Source organism: Pseudomonas sp. WS 5079 (genome assembly GCF_012985465.1).
GTDB lineage: Bacteria > Pseudomonadota > Gammaproteobacteria > Pseudomonadales > Pseudomonadaceae > Aquipseudomonas.
This window is the reverse complement of sequence record NZ_JAAQWN010000005.1, coordinates 253,909-279,153: the sequence shown is the minus strand read 5'-3', so window position 1 is coordinate 279,153 and position 25,245 is coordinate 253,909. Positions and strand designations below refer to the sequence as shown.

The following is a 25,245-nucleotide window of genomic DNA, read 5'->3' as shown; positions in this document are numbered from 1 at the left end:
TCATCCTCCAACGATCAGTGGGCTGGTTTGCAGCAGGCGCCGCACCATTGCGCTCAGCCCGGGTGGGGAGAGCAGGGTGACCTCGAACCTCGGTCCGCACACCTTCAGGTTCAGCGGCAGGCGCGGGGGGTAGGTGGGGGCCTGCAGCGTGCGCAGGCGAAACTGCAGGTGATGACGCTCCTTGACCGTGGGCTCCAGCACCAGGCCTGACAGTGGGTGGAAGTCGGCATCCAGCACCGTGACCCGGTGGCTGATGTTGACTTCGCCGACCACGTGCAGGCGCTCGTCGAGGGCAAATGCCCCGAGGTAATTGCTGGCGTCAGCTTCGCCGTTTTTCTGCAACTGGATCTGGTTGACCACCTTGACCTTGGTGCCCGCGGGCACGTCCTGGGTGATGACACAGGAGGGGCTGATAAACACGTTGTCGCCAATCAGCACATACCCGAGCACCCTCGCGCCCGCGCCGACTTCCACGTTGTTGCCCAGGCGTGGGTGACGCTTACCGTCCGGGTTGTTGGCGATGCCCCTGGCGCCCAGGGTCACGCCACACAGGATGTAGCAGTCATTGCCGATCTCGCAGGTCTCGCCGACCACCGTGCCAAAGCCATGATCCAGAACGAAGCGCCGGCCAATGCGGGCGGCGGGGTGGATTTCGGCGCCGGACAGGATCTTGCCCTGGTTGCTCAACGTCAGCGCGATCGCACAGAACTGGCCGTGGGCCTGGTCGGGTAGATTCCATACCCGATGCGCCAGCCGGTAATACAGCACGGCCTTGAATGAGGCGTAGGACTCCAGGATCAGTTCGCCGCGGCCCCTGGACGCCGGATCGCGCCAGGCATAGGCGATCAAGTCCTCGGCCACCTCCTGCGCGGCGGGCTGGATCAACGCCGCCAGGTGTGGCTGCAACTGTGCCATCTGCGCCGGCGACAGGGTCTTGATGAGGTGGGTCAGCAGCTCATCGTGCAGCTGTTGCATGTCGATAAAGCCTCCCATGGAAGGCACCCCCGTAATTGTCGTTATTCGAAGCAGGGCAGATAACTGTCGGCGCTGTCGTACACCATGGTCAGGACGACGGTGTCGGTGGGCAGTTCCGGTGCGAGCTTGGCGATGGCCACCATATTGGCGGCCGACGACAGACCCAGGCTGATGGCATCGGTACGCATGATGCGTTTCATCATTTCCAGGCAATCGAGGCGCGAGACCTTGAGCATGCCGTCCAGCACGTTCAGGTTGAGAATGCTCGGGATCAGGCCGATGGACAGGCCCTGGATATGATGCGGCGCATGGCTATCACTGAGCAGGTCGCACTCCTCGGGCTCCACGCCCATCACGCGGATCTGCGGCCAGGTGGCCTTGAGGGTTTCACCGATCCCGGTGATGTGGCCCCCGGTGCCTATCCCGCTGACGAAATAGTCGACCTGGCGCTCGCCAAAGGCACGGATGATTTCCGGGGCGGTGGTGTCGCGGTGGGTCTGGGGGTTGGCGCCGTTGCGCTGTTGGTTGAGCATGACGAAGCTGGGGTTTTCCAGCTGCAACTCCATGCACTTTTCGCCATGGGAGTTGTTGCCCAGGCGGCTATCGGACAGCACCACCTTGGCGCCATACAGGCGCAGCAGCTTTTGCTTTTCGGGGCTGTAGTTGTCGGGAATCACCAGCACCACTTTGTAGCCCAGCACGTTGCCGGCCATCACCAGGCCGATGCCCGTGTTGCCGCCGCTGGGTTCGATGATGGTTTGCCCCGAATCGCGAATCAGGATGCCCCGGCGCTCGGCGTCGAGGATCATTCCCAGGGCAATCCGTGCCTTGTGGCTACCGCCCGGGTTCAGGGATTCAAGCTTGGCGAAGACCTCGATGCCGAGGTCTTCGGAGAATTGTTCCAGGCGCACGATAGGCGTTTGGCCAATGGCGTCGAGTATGGAGTTATGCAGCATCGGATAAGCACCCCAAGGCCTGTGGTCAGTACAACGGCATGTCGGGTTCGACGTCGCGTACCCAGTGTTTCATGCCGCCTTGCAGCACCCGGGTGTTGGCAAAGCCTGCGGCCAGCAACGTACTGGCGGCTTGCTCGGCGCGGCTGCCGGCATAGCAGATCAGGTAATGGGTGTTGTCACGGCTGAGGGTATCGAGTTGCTCGTCGAGCTGGGCCAGGGGGATGTGCACCACGCCGGGCAGTTGGCAGACCTCCAGCTCGCTGGCGTCGCGTACATCCAGCAGGATATCGGCGCTGCGGCGCTGCTCCAGCAGTTGCTTGAGCACCTGGGGCTTGATGTAGTGCTCTTCTGCCAGGCCCTGGGTGCTGCGGAGGGTATCGGCACACACGGCGGCGGCGGGTTGGTGTTCTTCACGCAAGTCGGAACAGCACGGGCAGTCGGCGCGGCGCTTGAAACGCAGTTCACTGAATTTCATGGCCAGGGCATCAAAGCGCATCAACCGGCCGGACAAGGATTCGCCGAGGCCGATCAACAGCTTGATCGCCTCGGTGGCCTGGATCATCCCTACCACACCGGGCAATACACCGATCACCCCACCGGCGCTGCAGTTGGGCGCCAGTTCCGCGGGTGGCGCGTGGGGGTACAGGCAGCGGTAGCAGGGCCCGCCTTGATAGTTGAACACGCTGATCTGGCCGTCGAAGCGGTAGATCGCGCCGTACACCAACGGCTTGCCCAACTGTACGCAGGCATCATTGACCCAGTAGCGGGTCTCGAAGTTGTCAGTACCGTCGATCACCAGGTCGTAGGCGCCGACCAGTTCCAGGGCGTTGTCGGCATTCAGCGCGGTGTCGTAGGTGTTGATCCGGATATGCGCGTTGAGGTCCTGCAGCCGGCGCTTGGCGGATTCGACCTTGGGCAGGCCCAGGGTGCTGTTGCCGTGCACGACCTGGCGTTGCAGGTTGCTACTTTCCACCACATCGAAGTCCACCAGCCCCAGGGTGCCGATGCCGGCTGCGGCCAGGTACAGGCTGATGGGCGAGCCCAGGCCACCGGTACCGATGATTAGCACCTTGGCTTTCTTCAGGTTCAGTTGCCCTTCGCGGCCGACGCCGGGCAGGGTGATATGGCGCACATAGCGCTGCACTTCCTCGTTGCTCAGGGACTCGATGTCCATGCCGCCGGAGGTGGCGAGCAGCACTTCGATTTTTGCTTTTTCGGGCAGCGGCTCGTCGGGATCGATCAGTTCTTCCCCGGCCGTGAACAGGAAGTGTTCCTTTAGTCGGCCGTTGTTCTCGTGGAACAGGTGCGCCCGCAGATGCGGGTAGCGGGCACAGAGGCCTTCAATGACTTCGCGCAATGTCGATCCGGCACCCTCGAGGGTCGATTCTGGCAACTTGGCCACACGGGCCAGGATGTCGGGGAAAGAGATAGCGTTCATGTACAACTCCGTTTGCAGGTCGTTGAAGGGGTTGAGGGCGAAGTGCGTGCCATCCCAGGCAAACAGCTTCGACCCAAGGGCCTTGCCCTGGCGGACATCCACCACCAGGTAGCTGACGGGGTAGATCGGTTCCCCCATGTAGAGGGCCTTGTTCTGATCCTCGTCGCTGAAATAGGCACCGACATCCGGGTGGGAGTGGTAGATCACCACCACCGGGTTATCCGTGCGAAAGGCCTTGTTCATCAGCAGCGTGTCGGTCACCGAGAAGGTGTAGCCGTTGGCCGCGCTGCGGGGGTAGGCCTCGGGGTTCTTGCGGTGTAACTCGTTCTGGATATTGCTGCCCAGGTACACACTGCCGTCGGCGAAGACAAAGCCGCAGCACTCTTCGGGGTAGGTGCTGCTGGCGTGGGCGTAGATCTGTGCCAGGGCGGTTTGGCGGAGGACGTCCATGTTTCTCTCGCGTGGTGGGGAAAGGGTCAATTGGGTTTTGCCAGCAGCTTTTCGATCGGCAACTTGGTGATGGCAAAGCCGACCAGCAGGATCGCCGAATACAGCATCAGGTCCCGGGACAGTTCCAGGCCTTCGTACCAGGCGCCGATGATCACGGCGAACACCGGGAAAATAATGAAGACGAACGACAGGATGATCGGGCTCAGGCGCTTGAGCAGCATGAAGTACACGATAAACCCACCGACCGAGGCCACCAGGCCCAGGTAGAACAGGGCGCTCCAGGAACGCAGGGTAATGGCCTCGAAGGTCGGTGATTCAAACCACAGCCCGGCGACGAACAGCATCAGCCCGGCAATCCCGATGGGCAGGGTGTTGTAGGTGATCACACTGATGGCGCTGCCTTTTTGCTTGGTAATGACATAGCACAAGGCATGCATGATCGCGGCGCTCAGAATGGCCAGGACGCCAAAGAACTCGGCATGGTCAAGGTGCAGTCCCTGGCTCTTGATGATCATGTACAGGCTGGCGAAACCGATGCCGATCCCCACGACCTGGGAAAAGTAGATGCGCTCGCGCAGGAACAGCGCGGAGAAGATCAGGATGAACACCGGCATGCAACTGAACAGCAGGGCGGTGAGGCCGGACGAGACGTGCATCTCGCCATAGTTGAGCAGGTAGTAGGGCACGCTGAAATAGCAAAGGGTCACGAACACAAAGAACCAGCGGCTTTCCCGTGGAAACAGGATCGGCTCGCGACGCAGGAAGGCAAAACACAGGAACAGCGGGAAGGCGATCAAAAAGCGCAGGCCCGCCGACGTCAGGGGCGGCACGCTTTCCACGGCGATCTTGATCCCCAGCCAGGTGGTGCCCCAGCTTAGGCAGACAATCAGGAACATCACACTGGTGATCAGGCCAGCCAGCCATTGTTTGGGGGATTTGGTTTTTTCGGAATTTTCGAGAACGGCGGACATTGGCATCGTTTATTGCTTCCCTGAGCCGGAATTGAACTCTATATTGGACTTGTAATTAGAGGTTTCACCCGGTGATTGAACCCGTAAAAGCACACTATTAGGGCGAATGATGGCTGTCAAAACAAATATTGACATGGTGTCAATTATGCGAGAGGGACTGTCCAGTGGGCAGGGCGTGAAGTACAAACGCCTGTCTGATGTGATGGAGCGGGGCATCCTCGAGGGCTTGATCGAACCAGGGCGCAAACTGCCGCCTCATCGGGTGCTTTCCGACAACCTGGGGGTGACCATCGGCACGATCAGCCGCGCCTACGGCGAACTGGAACGCCTGGGCCTGGTGGTGGCGCGGGTGGGCGACGGCACATTCGTGCGCAAGCGTGGGATGGAGCGCCAGCGCGACGAAGGCTTTCGCAACGTCAGCGAGGAACCGCGCCAGTACTTCGATATGAGCCGCAATATGCACATCCCGGGGCAGGAGACCACGTTCCTGGCCCAGAGCTTTGAAACCCTGGCCACCAATGCCAAGTTCCTGCAGGACATCAGTGCCTACACCCCGGACGCCGGCTTGCCCCGCTACCGCGCGGCGGGCGCGCAATGGTTGGTGCAGCGTGATTTTCATCCGATTCCCGAGCAGGTCATCTGTGTCAACGGCGGCCAGCACGGTTTGTTGTGCGCGTTGATGGCGTTGGTGCGCGCGGGCGATACGGTCGTCACCGAGCAGTTGACCTATCCCGGCCTGATCACTGCCGCACGGATGCTTGGCATCCGCCTGATCGGCCTGGAAATGGACGAGGAGGGTGTGCTGCCGACGGCCCTGGAGGAGGTGTGTCGTAATCACCGGGTTTCTGCCCTGTACTGCACGCCGACCATCCAGAATCCGACGACAGCGGTCTTGTCGGTTGCCCGTCGCGAGGCGCTGGTCAGGGTCTGCCGTGAGCACAACCTGCTGATCCTGGAGGACGAGGCCCATGGTGTGTTGGTGGAGGATCGCCCGCCGCCCCTGAGTCATTTTGCCCCGGAGCGCACGATTCTGATCAGCAGCCTGAGCAAGGCGGTGTCGGCGGGCTTGCGCGTGGGGTATGTGCATGCGCCGCCGGCGTTGGTCAGCCGTATTTCCGCAGCGCTGCGCTCAACCTGTTGGATGGCCACCCCTGTGACCCTGGAACTGGCCACGCAGTGGATTGAAAACGGCACGGCAGCGCATCTGTTGCGTCAGCAGATCCACGAAATCAGCCGGCGCAAGGCGTTGGTCGAGGACCTGCTGAGCGGCCTGGAATACCGGACGCACCCCAATAGCCCGCACTTCTGGATTGAAGTCCCGGAGCCATGGCGTGCGTCGGAAATCGAGGCTGAGCTCAAGCAGAACAATTACCTGATCGCGACGGCCGAGGCCTTCGCCGTGGGGCAGACGGCCGTGCCGCAGTTTATTCGGGCGAGTATCTGCAATACGTCTGGGGATGATCAGTTGCTAAGGGCAGGGTTTGATGCGCTGGCCACGGCGCTGGGCCAGGGTGGGGACCGGTTTCATCTGTGAGGCTGGGTTATCGTTGATCGCAGGCAAGTCGCACCGCAGCTCCCGCATTTGACGTGTGAACCCGATCAAATATGGGAGCTGGCTCAAGCAATGCAAATTACTTGAAGCGCCGCTCGACGCCCTTTTCTACAAGAATTTTCGCCGAAATCTCTTCCACCGAAAAATGCGTGGAATTGATGTGCGCAATGTTCTCCCGACGGAATAGATTTTCCACTTCCCGCACCTCGAACTCGCACTGGGCATAGCTCGAATAGCGGCTGTTGGGCTTGCGTTCATTACGGATCGCTGTCAGGCGGTCCGGGTCGATGGTCAGGCCGAACAGCTTGTGCTGATGGGTGCGCAGCACCGCCGGCAGTTGCAGGCGCTCCATGTCGTCCTCGGTCAGCGGGTAGTTGGCCGCGCGGATGCCGAATTGCATGGCCATATACAGGCAGGTCGGGGTCTTGCCGCAGCGCGACACGCCGACCAGGATCAGGTCGGCCTTGTCGTAGTAATGGGTGCGGGCGCCGTCGTCGTTGTCCAGGGCGAAGTTCACCGCCTCAATCCGCTCCATGTAGTTGGAGTTATGGCCAATGGAATGGGACTTGCCTACGGAGTACGAGGAGTGTTCGCTCAACTCCTGTTCCAGGGGCGCTAGGAAGGTCGAGAAGATGTCGATCATGAAACCATTGGAGGTCGCGAGGATCTCACGGATGTCCTGATTGACGATGGTGTCGAAAATGATCGGGCGCACACCGTCTTTTTCGGCGGCCAGATTGATTTGTTGTACCATGGCCCGCGCTTTATCCACGTTATCGATATAAGGCCGGGTAAATTTGGCAAAGGTAATGCTTTCGAACTGCGCCAGCAGGCTCTGACCCAGGGTTTCGGCGGTAATGCCGGTGCCATCGGAGATAAAGAAAGCAGATCGTTTCATTTGAGCCTTGGGCCTTAAGCTGATGACGAATCTTGGATATGATAGGCGCGATTTTGCCGTCCCACAGTGGGCCGCATTCTCACTTATTTTCCAGGTCCAGGCCACAAACGCCGGTAAATGCTCCTACTGAGCCGCCGGCGCCCTGAGCTTTTCCAACACAGTTAGTGGAGAGATCACCTTGGTAGAGTACGTAGTTTCCCTCGATAAGCTCGGCGTCCATGATGTAGAGCATGTGGGGGGCAAGAACGCATCCCTCGGCGAGATGATCAGTAATCTTGCGGGCGCTGGTGTCTCGGTGCCCGGTGGTTTCGCCACCACGGCCCAGGCATACCGCGATTTCCTCGAACTGAGCGGCCTCAACGATCAGATCCACGCTGCCCTGGACGCGCTGGACGTCGATGACGTCAACGCCCTGGCCAAGACCGGCGCACAGATCCGCCAGTGGATCATGGAAGCCGAGTTCCCCGAGAAGCTCAACGCCGAAATCCGCACAGCCTTCGCCACCTTGTCGGCCGGCAACCCGGACATGGCCGTCGCCGTGCGTTCCTCGGCCACCGCCGAAGACTTGCCGGACGCCTCGTTCGCCGGCCAACAGGAAACCTTCCTGAATATCCGTGGCGTGGAAAACGTTATCCGTGCAGCCAAGGAAGTATTTGCCTCGCTGTTTAACGACCGCGCCATTTCCTACCGTGTACACCAGGGTTTCGACCACAAGTTGGTAGCGTTGTCTGCCGGCGTACAGCGCATGGTGCGTTCGGAAACCGGTACTGCCGGCGTGATGTTCACCCTGGATACCGAATCGGGCTTCCGTGACGTGGTGTTCATCACCGGCGCCTACGGCCTGGGCGAAACCGTCGTACAAGGCGCGGTCAACCCGGACGAGTTCTACGTGCACAAGCACACCCTTGAGGCCGGTCGCCCGGCGATCCTGCGCCGCAACCTGGGCAGCAAGGCCATCAAGATGATCTACGGCGACGAGGCCAAGGCCGGTCGCTCGGTGAAAACCGTTGATGTCGACAAGGCTGAGCGTGCGCGCTTTTGCCTCAGCGATGCCGAAGTCAGCGAATTGGCCAAGCAGGCGATGATCATCGAGAAGCACTACAAGTGCCCGATGGACATCGAATGGGCCAAGGACGGCGACGACGGCAAGCTGTACATCGTCCAGGCCCGTCCGGAAACCGTGAAGAGCCGCACCTCGGCCAATGTCATGGAACGCTACCTATTGAAAGAAACCGGCACCGTGCTGGTAGAGGGCCGTGCCATCGGCCAGCGCATCGGCGCGGGCAAGGTGCGGATCATCAAGGACGTGTCCGAGATGGACAAGGTCCAGCCAGGCGACGTGCTGGTCTCCGACATGACCGACCCGGACTGGGAACCCGTGATGAAGCGCGCGAGCGCCATCGTCACCAACCGTGGCGGGCGTACCTGCCACGCGGCGATCATCGCCCGTGAGCTGGGGATCCCGGCAGTGGTGGGTTGTGGCAACGCCACCCAACTGCTCAAGGATGGCCAGGGCGTCACCGTGTCCTGCGCCGAAGGCGATACCGGCTTCATCTTTGAAGGTGAGCTGGGCTTCGATATCAAGCAAAACTCCATCGACGCCATGCCGGACCTGCCGTTCAAGATCATGATGAACGTCGGCAACCCCGACCGCGCCTTCGACTTTGCGCAGTTGCCGAACGCCGGTGTGGGCCTGGCCCGCCTGGAGTTCATCATCAACCGCATGATCGGCGTGCACCCCAAGGCCCTGTTGAACTACGACGGCCTGCCGGTGGAAATCAAGGACAGCGTCGACAAGCGCATCGCCGGCTACAACGACCCGGTGGGCTTCTACGTCGAGAAGTTGGTGGAAGGCATCAGCACCCTGGCGGCGGCCTTCTGGCCGAAGAAAGTCATCGTGCGCCTGTCCGACTTCAAGTCCAACGAATACGCGAACCTGATCGGCGGCAAGCTCTACGAGCCGGAAGAAGAAAACCCGATGCTGGGCTTCCGTGGCGCCTCGCGTTACATCAGCGAAGCATTCCGTGACTGCTTTGAGCTTGAGTGCCGCGCTCTCAAGCGTGTGCGCAACGAGATGGGCCTGACCAACGTCGAGATCATGGTGCCCTTCGTGCGTACCCTGGGCGAAGCGAGCCAAGTCGTTGACCTGCTGGCCGAGAACGGTCTGACCCGCGGCGAAAACGGCCTGCGCGTGATCATGATGTGCGAGCTGCCGTCCAACGCCATCCTCGCCGAAGAGTTCCTGGAGTTCTTCGATGGATTCTCCATCGGTTCCAACGACCTGACCCAGTTGACCCTGGGCCTGGACCGTGACTCCGGGATCATCGCGCACCTGTTTGACGAGCGTAACCCTGCGGTCAAGAAGCTGCTGGCCAACGCCATCCAGGCCTGTAACAAGGCCGGCAAGTACATCGGCATCTGCGGCCAAGGCCCTTCCGATCACCCGGACCTGGCCAAATGGCTGATGGAACAGGGCATCGAAAGCGTCTCGCTGAACCCCGATTCCGTGCTGGAAACCTGGTTCTTCCTGGCTGAAGGTCAAGCCTCGGCGTAATTGCCATTTGCCGGCCAGCCAGTGCGGCTGGCCGGCATTTCTCATTCTGTACAGGGCGGAACTCCTACCGGACGCCGCCCTTTTTTGTGCAAGAACATTATGCAAAGCAGCAGCAACCTGTTTCCCGTCGCCTTGATCAGCGCTGAGCGTCGTGGCGACCTGAGTGAAGATGTCTATCGCCTCAAGCCTGGCAACAGCCCCGACAGCACCGTAGAGCTGGCGGTGACACGCCTGGGCCTGGCCGATGTCGCGCAAAGCCGTGGCATACCGGTGGTGCTGGTGCATGGCAGCTTTTCCAACCGGCGCTTCTGGTATTCGCCCAAAGGTATCGGCCTGGGGGCGTACCTGGCGCGCCAGGGCTTTGATGTATGGATCCCGGAAATGCGCGGCCACGGGCTTTCCCGGCGCAACCAGGACTACGCCAAGAATCGTGTCGCCGACTATGCTCGTTACGATTTGCCAGCCATTGCCGCCTTTGTGCGTGAGCAAAGTGCGCAGATCCCGCACTGGATCGGCCATTCATTGGGTGGCACGACTCTGGCGGCAGCCTTGGGCGGCCACTATCTGGGCGCGCCGGCGGTGGCGTCGGTGGCGTTGTTTGGCTGCCAGGTCAGCCGCACTTACTGGCCGTTGAAGATTCCGCCGGTGGAGTGGGGTGGACGCTTGATCCTCAAGCGCTTTGCCCAGCTCTCCGGCTCGCGCCTCAAGCGTGGTCCGGAAGACGAGCCTATCGGCCTGGCCCTGGAAAGCATGCGCTGGCATGGCTTGTTCGGGCGTTTCGGCGATGCCGAGCGCGACTGGTGGAAAGGCCTGGCCGAGGTCGATGTGCCGCTACTGGCCGTGAGTGCCGCTGGCGATCATCAGGACCCGGACTGGGCCTGCCGCAAGCTGTTTGAGCAGGTGGGCAGCGAGCATCGCCACTATCTGTGCCTGGGGCGCAAGCATGGGTTCAGCGGTGATTTCGGGCATGTCGAGATGCTGGTCAGCAAAGCGGCGCAGGCCGAAGTATGGCCACTGGTGCAGCGCTGGCTGAAAGATCCCCTGACACCTCCGGTGGATGCACAGGCGCCGGTGCCTGCGACTGTCTGAGAAAAGGCTCTAAAGAGGGCGTTTCGCTTGAAGTGGCTTACGGCTAAGATATGACGCACCGAGCTATTTTGGTCATATTCAGTCGCGCAGTGGCTATTGCGTTACAGTCTGGTGGGTCTGATCATTGTCGCCCTTGCAGCGGCAGGTCTTAAAGAATGCCCGTTGCGATGCGTTTTCTTGATGTGGCTGTGGATGTTCGACACCTTCTTTCACCGACAGGAGTTTCTCGATGAACCATTACGTTACCCCCGACCTGTGTGACGCCTACCCGGACCTGGTGCAGGTGCTGGAGCCGATGTTCGCCAACTTTGGGGGCCGGGACTCCTTCGGTGGGCAGATCGTGACCGTCAAGTGTTTTGAGGACAACTCCCGGGTCAAGGAACAGGCCGAGCTGGACGGCACTGGCAAAGTGCTGGTGGTCGACGGTGGTGGTTCGCTGCGTTGCGCCTTGCTGGGCGACATGATCGCTGATCGAGCCGCAAAGAATGGTTGGGAAGGCTTGGTGATCTACGGTTGTGTGCGTGACGTTGACGTACTGGCGCAGACCGACCTGGGTGTGCAGGCCCTGGCCAGCCACCCTAAAAAGAGTCATCGCCAGGGTGTGGGTGACGTGGGCGGGGCCGTGATCTTTGCCGGCGTGACATTGCGTCCAGGCGAATATGTCTATGCCGATAATAATGGCGTGATTGTTTCGCCAAGCCCTTTGAAAATGCCTGAATAACTGCAGCAGCCGACAGGGGTGAGGATGTTCGAGGAAGAAAACGCGCAGTGGGGGCTGGTGCATGCCCTGGTGCTGGACGGTAAAGGCGGTGCGCGTTCAATTGCCCGGACTGAGCTTGACGAGCTGCAACTGCAGCCTCAGGAAAGCCTGTGGCTGCATTGGGATCGCAGTCATCCCCAGACCCAGACCTGGTTGCGCAAATCCAGTGGCCTGAGCGAGTTTGCCTGTGACCTGCTGCTGGAGGAGAACACCCGCCCGCGTCTGCTGCCGTTGCCGGACGACGAATTGCTGCTGTTTCTGCGCGGGATCAACCTCAACCCAGGAGCCGAGCCGGAAGACATGGTGTCGGTGCGTATCTTTGCTTCGGCTGACCGGGTCATCTCCCTGCGTCTGCGGCCATTGCGCGCCACCGACGAGTTGCTGGTGCAGTTGGCGGATGGTAAAGGCCCCAGGACTGCTTCCGAGCTGATCCTGTACATGGCGCAGTACCTGACCCATAAAGTGCAGGATCTGGTCAGTGACCTGTCTGAAATCGTCGATATCGAAGAAGAAAAACTCGATACCGACGAACGGTATACCCCGGAGCATGGCAGTGTCCTGCAGATCCGTCGGCGTGCCGCCGCGCTCAAGCGTTTTTTGGCGCCGCAGCGCGATATTTTCGCGCAACTGACACGCATAAAACTGCCATGGTTTGCCGATGACGATGCTGACTATTGGAATGAATTGAATAACAGCCTGACCCGTTACCTGGAAGAGCTGGAACTGAGCCGGGAGCGCGTGGGGCTGGTGCTGGAGGCCGAGGATCGGCGTTTGAGCGTGCGCATGAACCGCACCATGTACCGCTTCGGGATCATCACCGGGATCTTTTTGCCGATGAGTTTTCTGACAGGGTTGCTGGGGATCAACGTGGGCGGAATTCCATTCTCCGAGAGCCCATATGGTTTCGCGCTAGCGTGCCTGTTGATGGTCTCGGTGGCCCTTGGGCAGTGGTGGTTGTTTCGACGTTTACGCTGGGTTTGACCTGAACGTGACCTGAACGGCGGGAGAGGTCATGTGACCCGACGAATTTTGCCCTCGTCTTTTAACTCACTTGCGAGAGGTCCCTATGCACGATCCGTTTGAACAGTCTCTGCGTGACATGCTTAATGCTTCGCCGTCCAACCGTGACGACGACGCTTGCCTGGGCCGCGTACTGAAAACTGCCAACCGCCAGGTAGGTGCGGGCGATCTGTTTGGTCTGCTCGGCCGCTGGGTGCCGGCATTGATGATGGCCCTGAACAATGGTTCGGCCCACGTATCACCTGTTTCTCGTCGTAAACCTATTGCTCGCACTGCTGATAAGGCTGATTGAATATGGAACTTGATCTCTGGACGCAGAGTCTGGTCACTGCAATGACTGCGTTGTGGACCAAGGTGGCGAATTTCATTCCCAACCTGTTTGGTGCGCTGGTGTTGGTGCTGCTGGGTTTTGTCGTGGCCAAGTTGCTCGACACCCTGCTCTCAAAATTGCTCGCCAAGCTGGGCCTCGATCGCCTGATGGCCGGCACCGGATTGACCAAGCTGCTGGGGCGTGCCGGGCTGCAAGTGCCGATCTCGACACTGATCGGCAAGATCGTCTATTGGTTTGTTTTGCTGATTTTTCTGGTTTCTGCGGCGCAATCACTTGGACTTGAGCGAGTTTCAGCTACGCTCGACATGCTGGCGCTGTATTTGCCGAAGGTATTCGGCGGCGCGCTGGTGTTGCTGGTGGGGGTTTTGCTGGCGCAACTGGCCAATGGGCTGGTACGCGGCGCTGCCGAAGGAGTGGGCCTGGACTATGCCAGCGGCCTGGGGCGAATCGCCCAGGGGCTGGTAATCATCATCAGTATTTCGGTGGCGATCAGCCAGTTGGAGGTCAAGACTGACCTGCTCAACCATGTGATTGTGATCGTTTTGATTACCGTTGGTCTGGCCGTTGCACTGGCCATGGGGTTGGGAAGCCGGGGAATTGCCGGTCAGATTCTTGCGGGAATCTATGTGCGTGAGTTGTATCAGGTTGGGCAACACGTGCGTGTTGGCGAGGTCGAAGGGCAGATTGAAGAGATCGGTACGGTGAAAACCACGGTGCTGACCGATGATGGCGAACTAGTGTCGCTGTCCAATCGGGTTCTGCTGGAACAGCAGGTCAATAGCCGCTAACCCGGTAAACCCTGCTAATGTACGCCGCCGCAAACCTGGGTATCCAGGCTGTGGCGGACATTGACCTGACTGTCGGCACGACTTGTTTTGAATAAAGCCCAAACGCTGTCCACGCGCTATGACCCCCGTGAGCTCTCTGATGAGGAGTTGGTCGCGCGCTCGCACACGGAGCTGTTTCACGTAACACGCGCGTACGAAGAATTGATGCGCAGGTATCAACGCACTCTGTTCAACGTTTGTTCAAGATATTTAGGGAACGATCGTGATGCGGATGATGTCTGTCAGGAAGTGATGCTCAAGGTGTTGTATGGCCTGAAGAACTTCGAGGGTAAATCGAAGTTCAAAACCTGGCTCTACAGCATCACGTACAACGAGTGCATCACGCAGTATCGTAAGGAACGGCGAAAGCGTCGCTTGATGGACGCGTTGAGCCTGGACCCCCTTGAGGAGGCGTCTGAAGAAAAGACGCCGGCACCCGAGGAGCAGGGCGGGCTTGATCGCTGGTTGGTGCATGTGAATCCAATTGACCGGGAAATTCTGGTGCTACGATTTGTCGCAGAACTGGAATTTCAGGAAATTGCTGACATTATGCATATGGGTTTGAGTGCTACAAAAATGCGTTACAAACGTGCTCTTGATAAATTGCGTGAGAAATTTGCGGACAGTACTGAAACTTAGTTCGGTGCAAATATCTCTTACGTGTAGGCAAGTTCTGTTAGACTTGTCGCCGAGTTGTCCCCCGGTATGTGGGACTGCTTTACAATCACCAGATGGGGATTTAACGGATGAAACTGAAAAACACCTTGGGCTTGGCCATTGGTTCTCTTATTGCCGCTACTTCTTTCGGCGTTCTGGCACAAGGCCAAGGCGCAGTTGAAGGCGAGCTGTTCTACAAGAAGCAGTACAACGATAGCGTCAAGCACATCGAAGACGGCTTCAATCCTGGCGCTCGCATCGGTTACTTCCTGACCGACGACCTGTCCTTGAACTTGTCCTACGACAAGACCAACCACACCCGTTCGACTGACGGTACTGGCAACCAGAAGATCAAAGGTGATACCGGCAGCCTCGTTGCTCAGTACCACTTCGGTCAAGCTGGCGTCGACTCCCTGCGTCCATACGTAGAAGGTGGTTTCGGTCACCAGAGCCGTGGCAACGTACGTGCTGATGGCCACACTGGTCGCGATCAGACTACTTTCGCTACCGTTGGTACCGGCGTTAAGTACTACTTCACCAACAACCTGTACGCTCGTGCCGGTGTTGAAGCTGACTACGGTCTGGACAACGGCAAGTGGGACTACTCCGCACTGGTTGGCCTGGGCGTAAACTTCGGCGGTAACGCTGGCGCAGTTGCTCCAGCTCCTACCCCAGCACCAGCTCCAGAGCCAGTTCCAGAGCCAGAAGCTCCGGTTGCTCAGGTTGTTCGTGTTGAGCTGGACGTGAAGTTCGACTTCGACAAGGCCGTTGTTAAGCCTAACAGCTACGGCGACGTGAAAAACCTGGCCGACTTCATGAAGCAGTACCCAGCTACCAACGTAGAAGTTGCTGGTCACACTGACTCCGTCGGTCCAGACGCCTACAACCAGAAGCTGTCCCAGCGTCGTGCTGACGCTGTTAAGAAAGTCCTGGCCAATGATGGCGTTGAAGCCAACCGCATCACCGCGGTAGGTTACGGCGAATCCCGCCCAGTTGCTGACAACGCAACTGAAGCTGGTCGTGCTGTTAACCGTCGTGTAGAAGCGTCGGTTGAAGCTCAAGCTCAGTAATTACTGAGTGGTAGAAAAAAGCCCGGCTTAGGCCGGGCTTTTTTTCGCCTGCCATTTGCCTCAGGCGCTGGCCTGCAAGGCGACCTCTACCACGTTGCCCGCTACCGCTCCGATCACCAGGATCGCCGGGCTCTTCAAGGCAAACGCCTTGGCATCCTCCTGCATGTGCGCCAGGGTGCTGCGGCACTCACGCTGCTGGGGCAGCGAGGCGTTCTCGATCATCGCCACCGGCATATCAGGGGCCATGCCCCCTTCGAGCAAGTGCCGGGCAATCTCTGAAAGCTTCGCCACACCCATGTACACCACCAGTGTCGTGCCACCCTCGGCCAATGCCCGCCAATTGAGGCGGCTGTCGTCCTGGGTATGGGCGGTGACAAGCGTTACGCCGCGACTGATTCCCCGCAACGTCAGCGGTATATCGCAGTTTGTGGCACCCGCCAGCCCCGCCGTGATGCCATTGACCAACTCCACGCTCACCCCTCGATCTCTCAGCCAACTCGCCTCTTCGCCGCCGCGCCCAAAAATGCACGGATCGCCGCCTTTCAGGCGCACCACACATTTGCCCTGGCGTGCATAACGCAGCATCAAGCGGTGAATGAAGTCCTGGGGCGTAGAACGACATCCCCCGCGCTTGCCGACGGTTATCACCCGCGTACCGGGGCAATGCTCAAGTACCGCAGGGTTGACCAAGTCATCAATCAGTACCACATCGGCCTCGTGCAGGGCCCGTACCGCCTTGAGGGTCAACAACTCCGGATCACCTGGGCCTGCGCCCACCAGCCAGACTTTTGCGTTCATAGGTATTGCCCTCACACACTGATAGCGATTGGCTGCGAGGTGCTCGCCAATAGCCGTTTGATTTCGGGCACGCAGGAGCCACATTGCGTACCGCAGCCCAACGCTTGTTTCAGCCCATCCAGATCCAAACCACGGCCGATGCCGGCGCATATCGCGCTTTCACTGACGTTCTTGCAGTTGCAGAGGGTTCTGTTGCTGGTCATTTCACCACCGGGCGGCGCACTCAGCGGTGCCAGCAGCCAACGGCGCAATTGCTCGTCGGCCCGGCCTTCCAGCCACAGGCTTTGCAGCCAGTGGCGGGCTAGGGTTTCGCCGGCCAGGCGGATCGCGGTAATCCGGCCTTTCTCGATTTTTACCCGTTTGCCGATGGAGCGCCGCGGGTCGTCATAGGCCATGACCGGGCCGTCATTCAGGCCCAGCAGTTGGTCGATGGCCTTGAGCAGTTGCAGGTCCGGCGCCTCGCTATGTGCCGCGCGTACCAGCAGGGCAGGCCGTTCGCGCCCGGCCAGGCTCAGGCTGACATAGGCAAAACCCTCGCACAGGGGGCGCAAGGCTTCGAAGTGTTGCTGCACATCGCCCTCGATCAGCGCGAACAAGTGCCAGGGCAATTGCACGGCTTCCAGGCGCACGCCGCTGTGCTTGAGTTCCGGTTGTTTCGACAGTGGATCGAACGCCGGCTGGGTCAGGGCGTTGACGCCGCCCTTGAGGAAGCGATCGCCCCAATGCATCGGCAGGAACGCCTGGCCGGGGCGCACGCTGTCATCACTGCTCACCGCCACGATCACATTGCCACGACGGCTCTTGAGGTTGACCAGGTCGCCTTCCTTGAAACGATGCCGACGCAATTCGTCCGGATGCAGGCTGAGCAACGCTTCGCTGACGTGCCCGAAGAGCTGCGCCGCCGTGCCGGTACGGCTCATGCCGTGCCATTGGTCACGCAGGCGGCCGGTGATCAGGGTCAGGGGAAAGCGCGCATCACGCTGCTCCTTGGCGGCGCGATAAGGGTCGGCGACAAACCGCGCCCGCCCATTGGCGGTTGGGAAGATACCGTCGGTGTACAAGCGTGCCGTGCCGGCCTGGGCCTCTGCGGGAAACGGCCATTGCTGCGGGCCGATCCGGTCGAGCAGCGCGTGGCTGAGGCCTGACAGGTCCAAATCTTGGCCACAAGTCAGCTGTTTGTATTCATCAAACACCTGTGCCGGGTTTTCGAAGGTGAACAGGCCGGTTTTCTGCGGGCGCAAGCGGCGTTCCAGGCGCTGGGCGAAATCCACGGTGATTGCCCAGTCCGGTCGCGCTTCGCCCGGTGGGGTGATGGCCTGGCGGACGTGGGAAATGCGCCGCTCGGAATTGGTCACCGTGCCGTCCTTCTCGCCCCAACTGGCAGCCGGCAGCAACAGGTCGGCAAAGGCCGCGGTTTCGGTAGTGCGAAAGGCCTCTTGCAATACCACGAACGGGCACGCGGCCAAGGCCAGGCGCACGCTGTTCTGGTCCGGCATTGATTGCGCCGGGTTGGTACAGGCGATCCACAATGCCTTGATCTTGCCGGCCTGCACCTGCTCGAACAGTTCGATGGCGGTCAAGCCGGTGCTGGATGGCAGTTGCTCAACCCCCCAATAAGCGGCGACTTGGGCGCGGTGCTCGGCGTTGCCGGCGTCGCGATGGCCCGGTAGCAGGTTCGACAGGCTGCCGGTTTCCCGGCCACCCATGGCATTCGGTTGGCCGGTCAGGGAAAAGGGCCCGCAACCTGGGCGGCCAAGGGTGCCGGTGGCCAGGTGCAGGTTGATCAGTGCACTGTTTTTCGCGCTGCCGGCAGTGGACTGGTTCAACCCCATGCACCACAAAGACAGGAAACTCGGCGAGGTGCCGACCCACTCAGCACACTGGCGCAGTTGTTCGACGCTGATCCCGCACAATTGCGTGACCATCTGCGGCGTGTAGTCATGCACCAGCCGTTTCAGCTCGACCAAACCCTCGGTATGGGCCTGGATAAAGTCGCGGTCGATCCAGTCTTCCCACAGCAACAGATGCAAAATCCCATGGAACAACGCCACATCAGTCCCCGGCAGGATCGCCAGGTGCATATCCGCCAGGTCGCAGGTGTCGGTGCGTCGGGGATCGATGACCAGCACCTTCATGTCCGGTCGGCGCGCCTTGGCTTCTTCCAGCCGGCGAAACAGTACCGGGTGGGCGTAGGCCATGTTACTGCCGACGATCATCACGCAATCGCTGGCCTCCAGATCCTCATAGCTGCACGGTGGCGCATCGGCACCCAGGCTGCGCTTGTAGCCGACCACCGCCGAGGACATGCACAGCCTGGAATTGCTGTCGATATTGTTGGTGCCCACCAGGGCTCGCGCGAGTTTGTTGAAACTGTAGTAGTCCTCGGTCAACAGTTGCCCGGAGATATAGAACGCCACGCTGTCGGGGCCATGCTCGGTGATGGTATCGGCGAACACATTGGCCGCGTGTTCCAGGGCCGTGTCCCAGTCGGTGCGGCTACGGGCCAGGCCTTTGCCCAGGCGCAGTTCCGGGTACAACGCCCGCGCCGACCGGTCGCCGGTCAGGTGCAGGGTGGAACCCTTGCTGCACAGTTTGCCGAAGTTGGCCGGGTGCGCCGGATCGCCGCTGACCCCGAGGATCTGCGCGCCATCATGTTCGATCAGCACGCCGCAGCCGACCCCGCAGTAGCAGCAGGTCGATGCGGTGACCTGGCGGTTCATCAACCGGCGTCCCGCAGGGCCAGCATCACCCGGCCGTTTTCCACCCGGGCGTGGTGATGGTGGGCGCAGCCGATATCCGGGGCCTGGGCTTCGCCGGATGCCAGGTCGATCTGCCAGTTGTGCAGCGGGCAGGCCACGCGTTTGCCATAGATCAGCCCCTGGGACAGTGGGCCGCCCTTGTGCGGGCAGCGGTCGTCGAGGGCGAAAACCTCGTCGTCACTGGTACGAAAAATCGCGATTTCCCCTTTCGGGCCGCTGATAATGCGCGAGCCCAGGGCGTTGATTTCTTCGAGGGCGCAGATATCCAGCCAGTTCATAGCACTACCTCCAGCTGTTTGACGGCGATGGTGTCGAATTCCTTTTTCAGCAATGGCTGCTCCAGGCGCTCTTTCCACGGGTCCTGTTCAAACGACAGGGAAAATTGCAGGCGCTCATTGAGGGCCTGGCGCCGCGCCGGGTCTTCCAGCACGGCCTTCTTGATGTGGTCCATGCCGACCCGTTGCAGGTAATGCACGGTGCGCTCCAGGTAGAAGGCTTCTTCGCGGTACAGCTGTAGGAAAGCGCCGTTGTACTCACGCACTTCCTCGGCGGTCTTGAGCTTGACGAAAAATTCCGCGACCTCGGTCTTGATCCCGCCATTGCCACCGATATACATCTCCCACCCCGAGTCGACGCCGATTATTCCCACGTCCTTGATCCCGGCTTCCGAGCAGTTGCGCGGGCACCCGGACACCGCCAGCTTGACCTTGTGGGGCGACCACATATTGAACAGGTCATGCTCAAGCTCAATGCCCAGTTGCGTGGAGTTCTGCGTGCCGAAACGGCAGAACTCGCTGCCGACACAGGTCTTCACGGTGCGGATGGATTTGCCGTAGGCATGCCCGGACGGCATATCGAGGTCTTTCCAGACCCCGGGCAGGTCCTGTTTCTTGATGCCCAGCAAGTCGATGCGCTGGCCGCCAGTGACCTTGACCATTGGTACGTTGTACTTGTCGGCCACATCGGCAATCCGCCGCAGCTCGGCAGGATTGGTCACACCGCCCCACATCCGTGGGACTACCGAGTAGGTGCCGTCTTTCTGAATATTGGCGTGGGCCCGTTCGTTGATCAGGCGCGATTGCGGGTCGTCCTTGGCTTCGCCTGGCCAGGTGGAGATCAGGTAGTAGTTCAAGGCCGGGCGGCAGGTGGCGCAGCCGTTGGGCGTGCGCCAGTTGAGGTAGCCCATGGTGTCGGCGATGGTCAGCAGGTGCTGGTCGCGGATGGCCTGGCGGATTTGCCCGTGGTTGAGGTCGCTGCAACCGCAGATGGCTTTTTCGCTTTTGGGCTTGACGTCGGCGGCGCCGCCCACGGTATTGATCAGGATCTGCTCCACCAGCCCGGCGCAGGAGCCGCAGGAGCTGGCGGCCTTGGTGTGTTTTTTTACCTCATCGACGCTGAACAGGCCCTGTTCCTGGATCGCCTTGACGATGGTGCCCTTGCACACCCCGTTACAGCCGCAGACTTCGGCGCTGTCGGCCATGCTCATGGCTTTGTCCTGGCCTTGGTGGCCTACATCGCCCAAGGCGTTTTCGCCGAACATCAGGTGGTCGCGGATCTCGCCAATGCCATGGTTCTCACGGATCTGCCGGAAATACCAACCGCCGTCGGCGGTATCGCCGTACAGGCAGGCGCCGACCAGTATGTCGTCCTTGATCACCAGCTTCTTATAGACGCCGCCAATGGGGTCGGAAAGGGTGATGGTCTCGGTGCCTTCGCCGCCCATGAAGTCGCCAGCAGAAAACAGGTCGATGCCGGTGACTTTGAGCTTGGTCGAGGTCACCGAGCCTTTGTAGGTGGCGAAGCCCAACTGCGCCAGATGGTTGGCACACACCTTGGCCTGTTCGAACAGCGGTGCCACCAGGCCGTAGGCAATCCCACGATGGCTGGCGCACTCGCCGATGGCATAGATGCGCGGGTCGTAGGTTTGCAGCGTGTCGTTGACCAGGATCCCACGGTTGCACGGGATGCCGGACCGTTCCGCCAGTTCGGTGTTGGGGCGGATACCGGCGGCCATCACCACCAGGTCGGCCGGAATCACTTCGCCATTTTTGAACTGCACCGAGCCCACGCGGCCATTGCCGGCGTCATGCAGGGCCTGGGTCTGTTCGCACAGGCGAAACACCAGGCCCCGGCTTTCCAGTTCGGTTTGCAGCAACTGGCCGCTGGTCTTGTCCAGCTGGCGTTCCAGCAGCCATTCGCCGATATGCACCACGGTCACGTGCATGCCGCGCAGCATCAGGCCATTGGCGGCTTCCAGGCCCAGCAGGCCGCCGCCGATGACCACCGCGTGCTTGTGGGTTTTGGCGGTGTCGATCATGGCCTGGGTATCGGCGATGTCGCGGTAGCCAATCACGCCCTCCAAGGTGTTGCCGGGGATCGGCAGGATAAACGGGGTCGAACCGGTGGCGATCAGCAGGCGATCGTACTCGGCCTCGGTGCCGTCTTCGGCGATGACTTTGCGCTTGACCCGGTCGATCTGCACCACCTTGCGGTTGAGCAGCAGCTTGATGTTGTTTTGCAGGTACCAGTCCAGGTCGTTGAGCACGATCTCTTCGAACGTCTGCTCGCCGGCCAGCACCGGCGAGAGCAGGATGCGGTTGTAGTTGGTGTGGGGCTCGGCCCCAAACACCGTGATGTCGTACAGCTCGGTGCTCAGTTTCAGCAGTTCTTCAAGGGTGCGAACCCCGGCCATGCCGTTGCCGATCATCACCAGTTTGAGTTTCTTCATGTCGTTCTCCGCAGTGGCTCGACAAATCACGCGCAAACAAAAAAGGCGTCCCGCTAGTTGCCTAGCGAGGACGCCTTTGTCCTGGTCCCGTTCTCTCGGGAGAGCCCCACCTTCGTCGTTGAAGGGTGGGCTGTATGTGGGGGTGTTGCAGGAGCTAATGCAGCGGTTGTGCCAAGTCGTGAAAAGCCGGATTTACTGAGGTTCTGGCGGTTGCCACAAGGCTGTTTCGCACCATTTAAAGGCGCGATGCCCACAACTGGCGCGTCGACCTCCTGTAGGAGCCGGCTTGCCGGCGAAGGACGTTAACGATAACGCGAGGTACCTGGATGAATACGGTGATTGTGGGTTTTGCGCCGGCAAGCTGGCTCCTACAGGGATAACAGATACAGCAACAGCAGATTGATCAGCAGCGACACCAACGCCAGGGTTTGCCAGACCTTCAGCGGTTCGCGTTCCAGCAGCGGCCGCGGGCGCAGGCTCAGTTCGCGGCGGTCGGCCTGTTCCAGTACCAGCAGCCATTGCTCGGCGGTTTCGTAACGCTGATCTGCTTGCGCGGCAACCGAGCGTTCCAGGCTTTGCTGCAACCAATCGGGCAGGTCCGGCCGGTAGCGGCTGGCGTTGACCGGCGTGTTGAACCGGGGCCGCTGGAAAGCTTCGATCTCACCGTAGGGATAATGCCCGGTGAGCAGGTAATACAGGCTCACACCGGCGCTGTACAAATCCTGCTGCGGGGTCGGACGTTCGCCGCTGAAGGCTTCGGGCGCGATAAAGCTGGGCGTGCCCGGCAACAGGTGAGCGCGGTCTTCGGACAACCCAGGGCAATAGGCCAGGCCAAAATCCAGCACCCGCAGTTCGCCGTCATCGCCCAGCAGCAGGTTTTCCGGCTTGATGTCGCGGTGCAGGATTTGCCGGCGATGCAGCATGCCCACTGCCCGCAGCAAGCGTTCGGCAATGGATTGCCACTGCGCCAGTGGCAACGGGCCTTGCCGCTGGAACAGCTGCGCCAGGGTTTGCCCGCTGTATTCACGCATCACGTAGTACAAATGCTGACGCCCGCCGCCCGGATGGACTTCAGGAAATGCCCGCCCGGCCACCCTGCGCAGAAACCATTCCTCCGCGAGCAGGGCCTGGGCGGCATCGTGGTCATCATCGTGGTCAGGGGGTAGGGTCTTGAGCAGCCAGGGTTGCTGCTGGGCATCGCGCACCCGGTACAGCAACGACTGGCGACTGTGTGCCCGCAGGCATTCCACCTGCCAGCCTTCGAAGGATTGCCCGGCCTTCAACAGTGGCGGCAATGGCCACTGTTGCAACTGCACCAGTGCATCGCCCAGGGTCGCGGCGCCGAGTCGGTCGATGCGCACCAGCAGGGCGCTGGCGTTGTCCTGACTACCTGCCAGGTGCGCGGCGTTGACCAGCGTATTGACGGCCACGTCCAGGTCGGCCTGTTCGCGCAGGATCGCGCGGATGCTGTGGTCGGCGAGGGTCGCCCACACACCATCGCTGAGCAGCAGGAAACATTCGCCCTGGCGCAGTTCACCGTCGAGAAAATCCACCACCAGATGCTGGTCCAGGCCCAGGGCGCGCTTGAGCACATGCTGCATGCCGGGTTGCTCCCAGACATGCTCTTGAGTGATGCGCTGCAACTCACCGTCAAACCAGCGATACACCCGGCAATCACCAACATGGGCCAGGGTGAAGCGCTGGCCGCGCAACACCAGGGCGCTGAGGGTGGTCAGCAACGGCTGGCCGCCGCCATTGGCCTGCAGCCAGCGATTCTGTGCCAGCAACAGCCGCTCCAGGGCCTGGGCCACGCCCCAGGTCTGTGGCGTGGCGTAGTAATCCAGGGCCAGGGCCTGCAAGGTCGAGCGCGCGGCCAGGCCGCCGTCGGCGCATTGACTGACGCCATCGGCGATAGCACACAGATAGCCTTTGCTGGCGGCCAGTTCCGGAGCCGGCGTGACCAGGCGCAGGGCGTCCTGGTTTTCCGCGCGTGGCCCGATGGCGCTGGCCTGGGCCACGCTCAATTGCAGGCTCATCAGACCCGCGCGGCGGTGACGGCCGCCGAACCCCAGGTGGTCCTCCAGCGGCGCTTCACGCCATACAGGCCGAACCACGCCAGCACGCCCAGGCTGGCGAATAGCCACAATGCCAACTGGTAGCTGCCGGTGCTTTGCTTGATCGCGCCCATGCCCGCTGCCAGGGCGAAACCGCCGATACCGCCGGCCATGCCGATCAGCCCGGTCATCACGCCAATCTCGCGGCGAAAGCGCTGGGGCACCAGCTGGAATACCGCACCGTTACCCGCACCCAGGCCGAGCATGGTGCACACGAAAAGTGCCAGTGCCGCGTAGGAACTCGGTAGGTTGAAGCCCACTGCGGCGATGCACACGGCCGCCACGCCGTACATGCCCAGCAGGGTGCGGATCCCGCCGAAACGGTCAGCCAGGGCGCCGCCCAGGGGCCGCATCAGGCTTCCGCCGAACACGCAGGCGGCGGTGTAGTAACCGGCGGTGACCGGGCTCAGGCCGTATTGGTCGTTGAAGTAGCCGGGCAGGGCGCTGGCCAGGCCGATGAAACCACCGAAGGTCACGCTGTAGAAGAACATGAACCACCAACTGTCGCGGTCGCCCAGGGCCTTGAAATAGTCGGCCATGGATTTGGCTTTGGGTCGCTCAGGCGCATTGCGCGCCAGCCAGGCGAACACGATCAAAGTCAGGATCAGCGGGATCAGGGCAAAGCCGAACACGTTGGTCCAGCCAAATGCGGCGGCGATCAGCGGTGCCAGTAGCGCGGCGAACACCGTGCCGGAGTTGCCGGCCCCGGCGATGCCCATGGCCTTGCCCTGGTGTTCGGCGGGGTACCACTGGGAGGCCAGCGGCAGGGCGACGGCAAACGAGGCCCCGGCCATGCCGAGGAACAGCCCTAGCAGCAACGCCTGTTCATAACTGTGGATCCCCAGTTTCCAGGCACAGAACAGCGCCACAATCACGATCACCTGGCCGATCAGGCCGGCAGTCTTGGGCGACAGCTTGTCCGCGAGCATGCCCATCAAGAAGCGCAGGATCGCCCCTGCCAGGATCGGCGTGGCGACCATCAGCCCGCGTTGCTGGGTGGTCAGTTGCAGGTCGGCGGCGATCTGCACCGCCAGCGGGCCCAATAGGTACCAGACCATGAAACTCAGGTCGAAATACAGGAACGCGGCAAACAAGGTCGGGGTGTGCCCGGATTTCCAGAAGCTTGATTTCATCACGCACCTCAGATTGGGGATCTTGTAGAAGGCCTGGTGATGGAACGGCCAGCGAAGGCCGCCCCATCCAAACGAAAAAACGCCGCCACCGGGTTCGCCTGGGCAAACCGGATGTGCGACGTCTTTGTCGTGGAGGGGCAACCGCCGTTGGCTACCTGTGGTGTT

The 25,245-nt window shown here is 60.9% G+C and carries 20 protein-coding genes; 9 read left to right on the top strand and 11 right to left on the bottom strand.

All coding sequences use genetic code 11. The annotated features are described in order from the left end of the window. Genes HBO05_RS15675 through HBO05_RS15660 form a run of 4 tightly spaced genes read right to left on the bottom strand, consistent with a single transcriptional unit; the run spans window position 1 to window position 4,739 of the window. Complete coding sequence (locus HBO05_RS15675; RefSeq protein WP_172313224.1) at window positions 1-993, bottom strand: serine O-acetyltransferase; 993 nt, start codon at window positions 991-993, stop codon at window positions 1-3. A 23-nt stretch (window positions 994-1,016) separates the two neighbouring features. Further along, window positions 1,017-1,931 (bottom strand): PLP-dependent cysteine synthase family protein, encoded by a 915-nt coding sequence (locus HBO05_RS15670; protein WP_172313222.1) that lies wholly within the window; start codon window positions 1,929-1,931, stop codon window positions 1,017-1,019. A gap of 25 nt (window positions 1,932-1,956) precedes the next feature. Next, window positions 1,957-3,819 (bottom strand): molybdopterin-synthase adenylyltransferase MoeB, encoded by a 1,863-nt coding sequence (gene moeB, locus HBO05_RS15665; protein WP_172313219.1) that lies wholly within the window; start codon window positions 3,817-3,819, stop codon window positions 1,957-1,959. Between the two features lie 26 nt (window positions 3,820-3,845). Then, window positions 3,846-4,739, bottom strand: a complete 894-nt coding sequence (locus tag HBO05_RS15660; protein WP_169954285.1) for an EamA family transporter — start codon at window positions 4,737-4,739, stop codon at window positions 3,846-3,848. 196 nt (window positions 4,740-4,935) lie between these two features. On the opposite strand from HBO05_RS15660, the gene HBO05_RS15655 reads away from it, so the two are divergent. Beyond that, the gene (locus tag HBO05_RS15655; RefSeq protein WP_275941745.1) at window positions 4,936-6,324 is read left to right on the top strand and encodes a PLP-dependent aminotransferase family protein; all 1,389 of its coding nucleotides are present in this window, start codon (window positions 4,936-4,938) and stop codon (window positions 6,322-6,324) included. A gap of 97 nt (window positions 6,325-6,421) precedes the next feature. On the opposite strand, the gene HBO05_RS15650 is transcribed toward HBO05_RS15655, so the two are convergent. Continuing rightward, complete coding sequence (locus HBO05_RS15650) at window positions 6,422-7,240, bottom strand: pyruvate, water dikinase regulatory protein (protein WP_076961191.1); 819 nt, start codon at window positions 7,238-7,240, stop codon at window positions 6,422-6,424. 178 nt (window positions 7,241-7,418) lie between these two features. Here HBO05_RS15650 and ppsA point away from each other — a divergent pair, with 178 nt between their 5' ends. The 8 genes from ppsA to HBO05_RS15610 all read left to right on the top strand — a co-directional run bounded on the left by ppsA (window position 7,419) and on the right by HBO05_RS15610 (window position 15,548). Then, window positions 7,419-9,794: a phosphoenolpyruvate synthase gene (gene ppsA, locus HBO05_RS15645; protein WP_029298284.1), complete on the top strand. Its 2,376-nt coding sequence runs from the start codon at window positions 7,419-7,421 to the stop codon at window positions 9,792-9,794. A 99-nt stretch (window positions 9,795-9,893) separates the two neighbouring features. Continuing rightward, entirely contained in the window at window positions 9,894-10,883 is a 990-nt protein-coding gene (locus tag HBO05_RS15640; RefSeq protein ID WP_169954245.1) for an alpha/beta fold hydrolase, read from the top strand. A 229-nt stretch (window positions 10,884-11,112) separates the two neighbouring features. After that, complete coding sequence (rraA, locus tag HBO05_RS15635; protein ID WP_169954244.1) at window positions 11,113-11,604, top strand: ribonuclease E activity regulator RraA; 492 nt, start codon at window positions 11,113-11,115, stop codon at window positions 11,602-11,604. Between the two features lie 24 nt (window positions 11,605-11,628). Further along, the gene (locus HBO05_RS15630; protein WP_169954243.1) at window positions 11,629-12,624 is read left to right on the top strand and encodes a zinc transporter ZntB; all 996 of its coding nucleotides are present in this window, start codon (window positions 11,629-11,631) and stop codon (window positions 12,622-12,624) included. An 85-nt stretch (window positions 12,625-12,709) separates the two neighbouring features. Then, complete coding sequence (locus HBO05_RS15625) at window positions 12,710-12,955, top strand: hypothetical protein (RefSeq protein WP_038442312.1); 246 nt, start codon at window positions 12,710-12,712, stop codon at window positions 12,953-12,955. A 2-nt stretch (window positions 12,956-12,957) separates the two neighbouring features. Then, window positions 12,958-13,782 carry a mechanosensitive ion channel domain-containing protein gene (locus HBO05_RS15620; protein ID WP_169954242.1) on the top strand — a complete coding sequence of 275 codons (825 nt, stop codon included), beginning with the start codon at window positions 12,958-12,960 and terminating at the stop codon, window positions 13,780-13,782. An 87-nt stretch (window positions 13,783-13,869) separates the two neighbouring features. Further along, window positions 13,870-14,460 carry an RNA polymerase sigma factor SigX gene (sigX, locus tag HBO05_RS15615; RefSeq protein WP_172313216.1) on the top strand — a complete coding sequence of 197 codons (591 nt, stop codon included), beginning with the start codon at window positions 13,870-13,872 and terminating at the stop codon, window positions 14,458-14,460. Between the two features lie 107 nt (window positions 14,461-14,567). Further along, window positions 14,568-15,548 (top strand): OmpA family protein, encoded by a 981-nt coding sequence (locus tag HBO05_RS15610; RefSeq protein ID WP_169954241.1) that lies wholly within the window; start codon window positions 14,568-14,570, stop codon window positions 15,546-15,548. A gap of 60 nt (window positions 15,549-15,608) precedes the next feature. On the opposite strand, the gene cobA is transcribed toward HBO05_RS15610, so the two are convergent. The 6 genes from cobA to HBO05_RS15580 all read right to left on the bottom strand — a co-directional run bounded on the left by cobA (window position 15,609) and on the right by HBO05_RS15580 (window position 25,080). Next, complete coding sequence (gene cobA / locus HBO05_RS15605) at window positions 15,609-16,346, bottom strand: uroporphyrinogen-III C-methyltransferase (RefSeq protein WP_172313214.1); 738 nt, start codon at window positions 16,344-16,346, stop codon at window positions 15,609-15,611. An 11-nt stretch (window positions 16,347-16,357) separates the two neighbouring features. Then, window positions 16,358-19,066, bottom strand: a complete 2,709-nt coding sequence (locus HBO05_RS15600; RefSeq protein ID WP_172313211.1) for a nitrate reductase — start codon at window positions 19,064-19,066, stop codon at window positions 16,358-16,360. Further along, window positions 19,066-19,383, bottom strand: a complete 318-nt coding sequence (gene nirD / locus HBO05_RS15595) for a nitrite reductase small subunit NirD (protein ID WP_169954238.1) — start codon at window positions 19,381-19,383, stop codon at window positions 19,066-19,068. The genes HBO05_RS15600 and nirD overlap by 1 nt, the downstream gene beginning before the upstream one ends. Continuing rightward, window positions 19,380-21,833 carry a nitrite reductase large subunit NirB gene (gene nirB, locus HBO05_RS15590; RefSeq protein ID WP_172313209.1) on the bottom strand — a complete coding sequence of 818 codons (2,454 nt, stop codon included), beginning with the start codon at window positions 21,831-21,833 and terminating at the stop codon, window positions 19,380-19,382. Before nirB ends, nirD begins: the two co-directional genes overlap by 4 nt. Before the next feature lie 368 nt (window positions 21,834-22,201). Continuing rightward, window positions 22,202-23,869, bottom strand: a complete 1,668-nt coding sequence (locus HBO05_RS15585) for a bifunctional protein-serine/threonine kinase/phosphatase (RefSeq protein WP_172313409.1) — start codon at window positions 23,867-23,869, stop codon at window positions 22,202-22,204. After that, window positions 23,869-25,080, bottom strand: a complete 1,212-nt coding sequence (locus HBO05_RS15580) for a nitrate/nitrite transporter (protein ID WP_169954236.1) — start codon at window positions 25,078-25,080, stop codon at window positions 23,869-23,871. Before HBO05_RS15580 ends, HBO05_RS15585 begins: the two co-directional genes overlap by 1 nt. Between the last annotated feature and the right edge of the window lie 165 nt (window positions 25,081-25,245).

Coding starts and splice junctions, on each gene's coding strand:
- cobA (WP_172313214.1), bottom strand. CDS start 16,346: ATGAACGCAAAAGTCTGGCTGGTGGGCGCAGGCCCAGGTGATCCGGAG.
- moeB (WP_172313219.1), bottom strand. CDS start 3,819: ATGGACGTCCTCCGCCAAACCGCCCTGGCACAGATCTACGCCCACGCC.
- HBO05_RS15630 (WP_169954243.1), top strand. CDS start 11,629: ATGTTCGAGGAAGAAAACGCGCAGTGGGGGCTGGTGCATGCCCTGGTG.
- HBO05_RS15600 (WP_172313211.1), bottom strand. CDS start 19,066: ATGAACCGCCAGGTCACCGCATCGACCTGCTGCTACTGCGGGGTCGGC.
- HBO05_RS15675 (WP_172313224.1), bottom strand. CDS start 993: ATGGGAGGCTTTATCGACATGCAACAGCTGCACGATGAGCTGCTGACC.
- nirD (WP_169954238.1), bottom strand. CDS start 19,383: ATGAACTGGCTGGATATCTGCGCCCTCGAAGAAATCAACGCCCTGGGC.
- HBO05_RS15620 (WP_169954242.1), top strand. CDS start 12,958: ATGGAACTTGATCTCTGGACGCAGAGTCTGGTCACTGCAATGACTGCG.
- HBO05_RS15625 (WP_038442312.1), top strand. CDS start 12,710: ATGCACGATCCGTTTGAACAGTCTCTGCGTGACATGCTTAATGCTTCG.
- nirB (WP_172313209.1), bottom strand. CDS start 21,833: ATGAAGAAACTCAAACTGGTGATGATCGGCAACGGCATGGCCGGGGTT.
- HBO05_RS15670 (WP_172313222.1), bottom strand. CDS start 1,931: ATGCTGCATAACTCCATACTCGACGCCATTGGCCAAACGCCTATCGTG.
- HBO05_RS15655 (WP_275941745.1), top strand. CDS start 4,936: ATGCGAGAGGGACTGTCCAGTGGGCAGGGCGTGAAGTACAAACGCCTG.
- rraA (WP_169954244.1), top strand. CDS start 11,113: ATGAACCATTACGTTACCCCCGACCTGTGTGACGCCTACCCGGACCTG.
- HBO05_RS15580 (WP_169954236.1), bottom strand. CDS start 25,080: ATGAAATCAAGCTTCTGGAAATCCGGGCACACCCCGACCTTGTTTGCC.
- HBO05_RS15585 (WP_172313409.1), bottom strand. CDS start 23,869: ATGAGCCTGCAATTGAGCGTGGCCCAGGCCAGCGCCATCGGGCCACGC.
- HBO05_RS15610 (WP_169954241.1), top strand. CDS start 14,568: ATGAAACTGAAAAACACCTTGGGCTTGGCCATTGGTTCTCTTATTGCC.
- HBO05_RS15640 (WP_169954245.1), top strand. CDS start 9,894: ATGCAAAGCAGCAGCAACCTGTTTCCCGTCGCCTTGATCAGCGCTGAG.
- HBO05_RS15650 (WP_076961191.1), bottom strand. CDS start 7,240: ATGAAACGATCTGCTTTCTTTATCTCCGATGGCACCGGCATTACCGCC.